Source organism: Xanthomonas sp. SHU 199, from assembly GCF_000364665.1.
Lineage (GTDB): Bacteria > Pseudomonadota > Gammaproteobacteria > Xanthomonadales > Xanthomonadaceae > Xanthomonas_A > Xanthomonas_A sontii.
Genome location: NZ_AQOI01000450.1, coordinates 1 through 5,792, shown reverse-complemented (window position 1 = coordinate 5,792; position 5,792 = coordinate 1). Strand labels below are relative to the sequence as shown.

The 5,792-nt window shown below is 71.7% G+C and carries 6 protein-coding genes; 2 read left to right on the top strand and 4 right to left on the bottom strand.

Annotation, left to right across the window (positions count from 1 at the left end; all coding sequences use genetic code 11):
- Nucleotides 1-1,152 (top strand): DUF1800 domain-containing protein (locus tag D183_RS0114380; protein ID WP_017909617.1); only part of this gene is annotated, 1,152 nt, incomplete at its 5' end.
- 37 nt (nt 1,153-1,189) lie between these two features.
- Nucleotides 1,190-2,323 (top strand): DUF1501 domain-containing protein, encoded by a 1,134-nt coding sequence (locus D183_RS0114375; protein ID WP_017909616.1) that lies wholly within the window; start codon nt 1,190-1,192, stop codon nt 2,321-2,323.
- 95 nt (nt 2,324-2,418) lie between these two features.
- Here D183_RS0114375 and D183_RS0114370 read toward each other — a convergent pair whose 3' ends face one another.
- The 4 genes from D183_RS0114370 to tilS form a co-directional block, all read right to left on the bottom strand.
- Nucleotides 2,419-3,513: a M35 family metallo-endopeptidase gene (locus D183_RS0114370; RefSeq protein WP_017909615.1), complete on the bottom strand. Its 1,095-nt coding sequence runs from the start codon at nt 3,511-3,513 to the stop codon at nt 2,419-2,421.
- A gap of 751 nt (nt 3,514-4,264) precedes the next feature.
- The gene (locus D183_RS0114365) at nt 4,265-5,146 is read right to left on the bottom strand and encodes a polyprenyl synthetase family protein (protein WP_017909614.1); all 882 of its coding nucleotides are present in this window, start codon (nt 5,144-5,146) and stop codon (nt 4,265-4,267) included.
- Complete coding sequence (locus D183_RS0114360; protein ID WP_017909613.1) at nt 5,136-5,399, bottom strand: exodeoxyribonuclease VII small subunit; 264 nt, start codon at nt 5,397-5,399, stop codon at nt 5,136-5,138. The genes D183_RS0114365 and D183_RS0114360 overlap by 11 nt, the downstream gene beginning before the upstream one ends.
- A 31-nt stretch (nt 5,400-5,430) precedes the next feature.
- Nucleotides 5,431-5,792: tRNA lysidine(34) synthetase TilS (tilS, locus tag D183_RS24850; protein WP_039727797.1), on the bottom strand; the 362-nt coding region annotated here is incomplete at its 5' end.

The following is a 5,792-nucleotide window of genomic DNA, read 5'->3' as shown; positions in this document are numbered from 1 at the left end:
CAGGCACAGGCGCAGGAACTGGCGGCGCGCTACCGGGTCGCGGTGTCCAGCCCGGCCGGATTCGCCGAGCGCCTGGTGCAGTTCTGGTCCAATCATTTCGCGGTCTCGGTCGACAAGCGCGCGGCCGCGCTGTACGCGGCGCCGATGGAGCGCGAGGCGATCCGCCCGCACTGCATGGGCCGCTTCGCCGACCTGCTGCTGGCGGTGGAGCGGCACCCGGCGATGCTGCGCTACCTGGACAACGCCAATTCGGTCGGCCCCGACTCGCTGCTGGCGCAACGCGCGCAGCGCCGGGCCCTGCGCCTGGATCCCGAACGTCCCGTGCGCCGCCTGGGGCTCAACGAGAACCTGGCGCGCGAGATCCTGGAGCTGCACACCCTCGGCGTGGACGGCGGCTATACCCAGGCCGACGTCACCGAACTGGCGCGTGCGATCACCGGCTGGGGCGTGCCGGCGCCGCGCGATTTCGAGCAGGGCGCGCCCGGGGCCGCCTTCGTGTTCCGCGCGCCGGCGCATGCCGCCGGCAGCCGCCTGGTGCTGGGCCGGCGCTATGCCGAGGACGGCGTGGCACAGGGCGAGGCGATCCTGGCGGCGCTGGCCCGGCACCCGGCCACCGCGCAGCACGTCTCGTTCAAGCTGGCCCGGCATTTCGTCCGCGACGATCCGCCGCCGGCCTTGGTACAGCGCATGGCCGACGCGTGGCGGCGCAACGATGGCGACCTGCGCCACGTCTACCGCGCCCTGATCGACAGCCCCGAGGCATGGGACGCGCAGGCGCGCAAGTTCAAGCCGCCGCAGGATTTCGTGGTGTCCGCACTGCGCGCCGGAGGTACCTGGCCCGAGGCGCCGCCGCAGCAGAAGACCGTGCTGACCCTGCTGGCACGGATGGGGCAGCCGCCGTTCACGCCGCGCTCGCCGGCCGGCTATGCCGACGTGGCCGCGGAATGGAGCGGCGCCGACGCACTGTGGAAGCGCGTGCAGGCCGCCGAGGCGCTGGCCGGGATGGCCCCAGGCGAGCCGCTGGCATTGGCCGCGACCGCGTTCGGCGACGGTCCGGATGCGGACACGCTGAGCGCGGTGCGGCGCGCCGAATCGCCACGCGAAGGCGTGGCGGTGCTGCTGGCCAGCCCGGCCTTCCAATGGCGCGCCTGAGCGGCGCGCGGTCCGATCCGCGATGGGAGAAGCTCCGATGCAACTGACACGCCGTCGTTTCCTTGCCGCCAGCGGTGCGGCCACCGTGTTGAGCCTGTGGGCGGGCAGCGGCCTGGCCGCGCCGGGCGCCGATACGCGCCTGCTGGTGGTGCTGCTGCGCGGCGCGCTGGACGGGCTGCACGCACTGGTGCCGACCGCCGACCCCGACTACGCACGCCTGCGCGGCGCGCTGGCGCCGCCGCAGACCCTGGCCCTGGACGGCAGCTTCGCGCTGCATCCGGCGCTGGCGTTCGCGCATGAGCTGTACGCGCGCAAGCAATGGCTGCCGGTGGTGGCGGTGGCGCCGCCGTACCGCGAGCGCTCGCACTTCGAGGCGCAGGATTGCCTGGAGAACGGCACCGCGCGGCCCAGCGGCGCCTCCAGCGGCTGGCTCAACCGCTGCGCACTGGCCCTGCACGGCGCCGAGGCGGTCTCGGTGAGCGCGGTGACGCCGCTGATCATGCGTGGCCCGGGCGCGGTGAACAGCTGGTCGCCGCCGCTGCCGAGCGCGGTCAATCCGATCCTGCTGCAGCGTCTGCAGCCGCTGTATGCCGCCGATCCGCACCTGGCCGGCGATTTCGCGCGCGCGCTGCGCGAGCAGGGCATGCAGGTGGACAGCGTCAAGGGTGGGCAATTGCCGCAGGCGATGAGTGCGGCGGCCAGCTTCATGGCCAAGCCCGACGGGCCGCGGATCGGCTTCGTCGAGGATGCCGGCTGGGATACCCACGGCAACCAGGCCGCGGTGCTGCAGCGCAAGCTGGGCGAACTGGATGCGGGGCTGCGCGCGTTCCACGATGGCGCGCAGGCCTGCTGGTCGCGCAGCGTGGTCGCGGTGGTGACCGAGTTCGGCCGCACCGCGGCGGTGAACGGGACCGGCGGGACCGACCATGGCACCGGCGGGGTGGCGTTCCTGGCCGGCGGCGCGGTGCGCGGCGGGCGCATCGCCGGAGACTGGCCCGGCCTGTCGCCGCGGGCCTTGAACGAGGGCCGCGACCTGCGCGCCACCAGCGACCTGCGCAGCCTGTTCCGGCACGTGCTCGGCGCGCATCTGGGCGTGTCCGAGCGCGCGCTGGACACCCAGGTGTTTCCCGGCAGCGCGGGGCTGCCCAGGTTGGAGGGTTTGGTGGCCTAGGACACCACGCGGGCATAGAGCGTGCGGCCTGGGCCGCACGCGAACCGGGCGCCGACGCGAGGTCGGCGCCCGGGGACATCACCGGCGTGCCGGACTCAGTTCTGCGACGGATTGTTCTCGGCGAAGTACTCGTGGCTGTCGGCGTTCTTCACCGCGCGCGCCGGATCGCTCTTGGCCAGGCTCTTGGCCGCGCTCTGGCCGTACGCGGTGTCCTGCGTGCCGGCGACCACGCTGAAGTGGCTCATTTCGTGGATCAGGGTGCCGGCCTTGGAGTCGGTGCCGGTCAGCGGCGCGCTCCAGAACGCATTGCACACGTAGATCTGGTACGGCTGGTTCGGATACACGTAGGCGTAGGAACTGTCGCTGCAGCCGCAATTGATGGTGATCTGCCCGTTGTTCTGGTCGATCGCCGAATCGATGTTGACGAAGTTGGACGTGGCGGTGCTGTAGCGGCTGGCGTTGTAGGCGCCGAACCAGGTGGTGTAGCGCGCGCCGGTGCTGCCGCCGTTGAGGTAGGTCTTGGCGTTCTGCGAGTAGGTGCGTGCCGCGTTCACCGCGCTGCCGATGGTGCTGATCTGGCTGGTGCTGCACGAGGCGTAGTTGACGCCGTTGACCACCGCCTGCGGGCCGACCATCAGGTCGTTGCGCACCGCATGGCCGCGGCCGCCATCCAGCCATACCGTCAGCGGCGCGCTGGACAGGGTCTGCGGCTCGCCGTCGGCGCGCAGCATGCGCGCGCCATCGGCGAGCGCGGCGCCCTGCAGCGGCGCGTCGAGGCGGATGCTGTAGGTGCCGCTGCGGGTCAGGTCGTAGGCGCGGCTCAGGTCGATCTGCGCCTGCTTCGCTTCGCCCGGCTGCAGCACCACCATGTCCTCGGCGCGCGGCGCTGCGCGCTTGACCAGGCGCCCGACGTAATCCACCGGCTTGCCGTCGCGCTGGACCTGGAACAGGGCGTTGTCGAGATCGCCCAGCGGCAGTTCCCACTTGGGCACGCGTGCGACCTGCGTGCCGGTGTTGCGCACGGTCACCGCCATCTGGCCGCGCTGCTGGCCGTCGGCGTCGGCGACCGGCGTCAGTTCGACCTGCAGCGGCGCGGGCGTGCGCGTGAGTTGCGATTGCGCCGTGGCCGCCGAGATGATGCCGACCAGGCTGAAGCCGATCGCTGCCGAGATCCGGGATGCGTGTTTCATGCAGTCTCTCTCCGTCGAAAGTGGGCGCCCCGTGACAGGGGCCGAAGCAAACTAGCCCGGTGATGCGCGCGTGCGCGTCGCAGGTGCGTTTGTCTTCGATTTCGTCCAGCGAAGCGCGCGCCAGGTCTCAGTATCGGCATCGCGGACAGACATCGCCGCATGTGAGTGTCGCGCTGCAGCGGCCTTGCCGCAGCGGCATGCAGTGGATCGAGCGCAGCGTCGCGGATAGGCCATGTGGCGATCACGCTCGCACTGTGCGTGTGCGTGCGTGCAGATCGTGCTGGTGGCAGCGTTTGCCGAAGGCGATGAGGACGTCCGGGATCTCCATTCGCCGCAGCCGGCGTCATCGCGATCTGCAGCGGTATGCGCTGCGTCGGAATTTTTGCGGCAACGCGGGTTGCCGTGGCGTGAGATGCGCCTGGTCGCCTGGTGTGGGAGTCAACCGTCATGCATCCGCGACGAGCGGCGTGGCGGACGATCGGACCGCGAAAGCAGTCGGGACTGACGTCCCGCCCACATTGCCCCAGACACTCACCGCAAGCCCATGTAGCAGCGGCTTCAGCCGCGACAGGCATGACCGATGCCGTCTGTCGCGGCTGAAGCCGCTCCTGCAACAGCGCCTCTGGTCATCACGGGCTGCGCGCGGCCAGCGCCAGCATCCATCCCTGGTTTCGCGGATGCGGTGCATCGCATCTGCGGCTAATGACGCGTGCGGCCCAGCCGCAACCATCGCACGCGTCGAGCGTGGCGATCAGTGCGCGCGATCGACCGCGAGCCGCGCCAGCGCCGCCAGTGCATCGGCGGCAGCGCCATAGCCGTGCAGGCTGTCCTGCATCGCCTGCGCCAGCTCGGCCAGCTTGGCCTTGGCGCCATCCATGCCCAGCAGGGCAGGGTAGGTGGACTTGGCCTGCGCGACGTCCTTGCCGGCGGTCTTGCCGAGCTGTTCGGAGCTGGCTTCCACGTCGAGGATGTCGTCGCGCACCTGGAAGGCCAGGCCCAGCGCGGTGGCGAAGCTGTCCAGTTGCGCGAGCGCGGCGGCATCGGCGCCGCCGCCGAGTGCGCCCAGGCGCACGCTGGCGCGGATCAGCGCGCCGGTCTTCAGCGCATGCATGCGTTGCAGGTCCGGCAGCGCCTGCACGCGGCCGGTGGCGTCGATGTCCAATGCCTGCCCGCCGCACATGCCGGCCGCACCGGCGGCCTCGGCCAGGGTCTGCAGCCACTGCACGCGCAGCGTCGCCGCCGCGTCTTCGGCATTGGCCAGCAACGCGAACGCCAGGCTCTGCAGCGCGTCGCCGGCGAGGATCGCGGTGGCTTCGTCGAAGGCGATGTGCACGGTCGGCTGGCCGCGGCGCAGGGCATCGTCGTCCATCGCCGGCAGGTCGTCGTGGACCAGCGAATAGGCGTGGATCAGTTCCACCGCCAGCGCCGGTGCATCCAGGCGCGCGGCGTCGGCGCCGAACAGCGCGCCGCTGGCGTAGACCAGCAGCGGGCGCATGCGCTTGCCGCCGCCGAGGGTGGCGTGGCGCATCGCCGCGTGCAGGCGCTGCGGCGCCAGCGTGGCCGCCGGCAACTGCGCCTGCAGGCCGGCTTCCACCCGCTCGCGCCAGTGCGCGAACGCCGCCTCAGCCGCCATGGGGCGGCACGGGGTCGAAGGGTTCGGCGCTGTCGGGCTGTTCGGGATCGCTGAGCAGGCGCACGCGCAATTCGGCCTGCTCCAGCGCCTGCTGGCATTGCCGGTACAGGCCCACGCCACGCTCGTAGGCGCTGAGCGACTGCTCCAGGCTCAGGTCGCCGGCTTCCATCTTCTCCACCAGCACTTCCAACTCCTCGAGCGACTGCTCGAAGCGCGCGACCGGGGAGGCATCGTCTTGGGACTTCTTGGGCATGGCGAAAGTGTGCGCGGCGGCGGCGGCAGGGTCAATGCGAGGCGCGTGCCGGCGCCGGCAGCGCATCCAGCTCAAGGCGTGCAGCGTGCGTCTGCAGCCAATCGTGCAGCGGCGCGGCCAGCAGGTCCGGTCCGGCAGCCAGCAGTTGCGTGGCGTCGAACAGCAGCGGCAGTCGCATGCGCTGCCAGGGTGGCAAGGCCTGCGTCTGCAGCAGGTGCTTCAGTGCCTGCGACTGCGTCCGCCCTGGCAGAAGCAGACGCTCGCCGCCGCGGCGTGCGCGCACCAGCAGCGGCGTATCGAAGGCCAGCGCGGTGTCGGCGCGCAGGTGCAGGCAGCGGCCATCGGGCAACGCCAGCGGCGCGCGGCCGTCCCACTGCGCCTGCCAATCGGCCG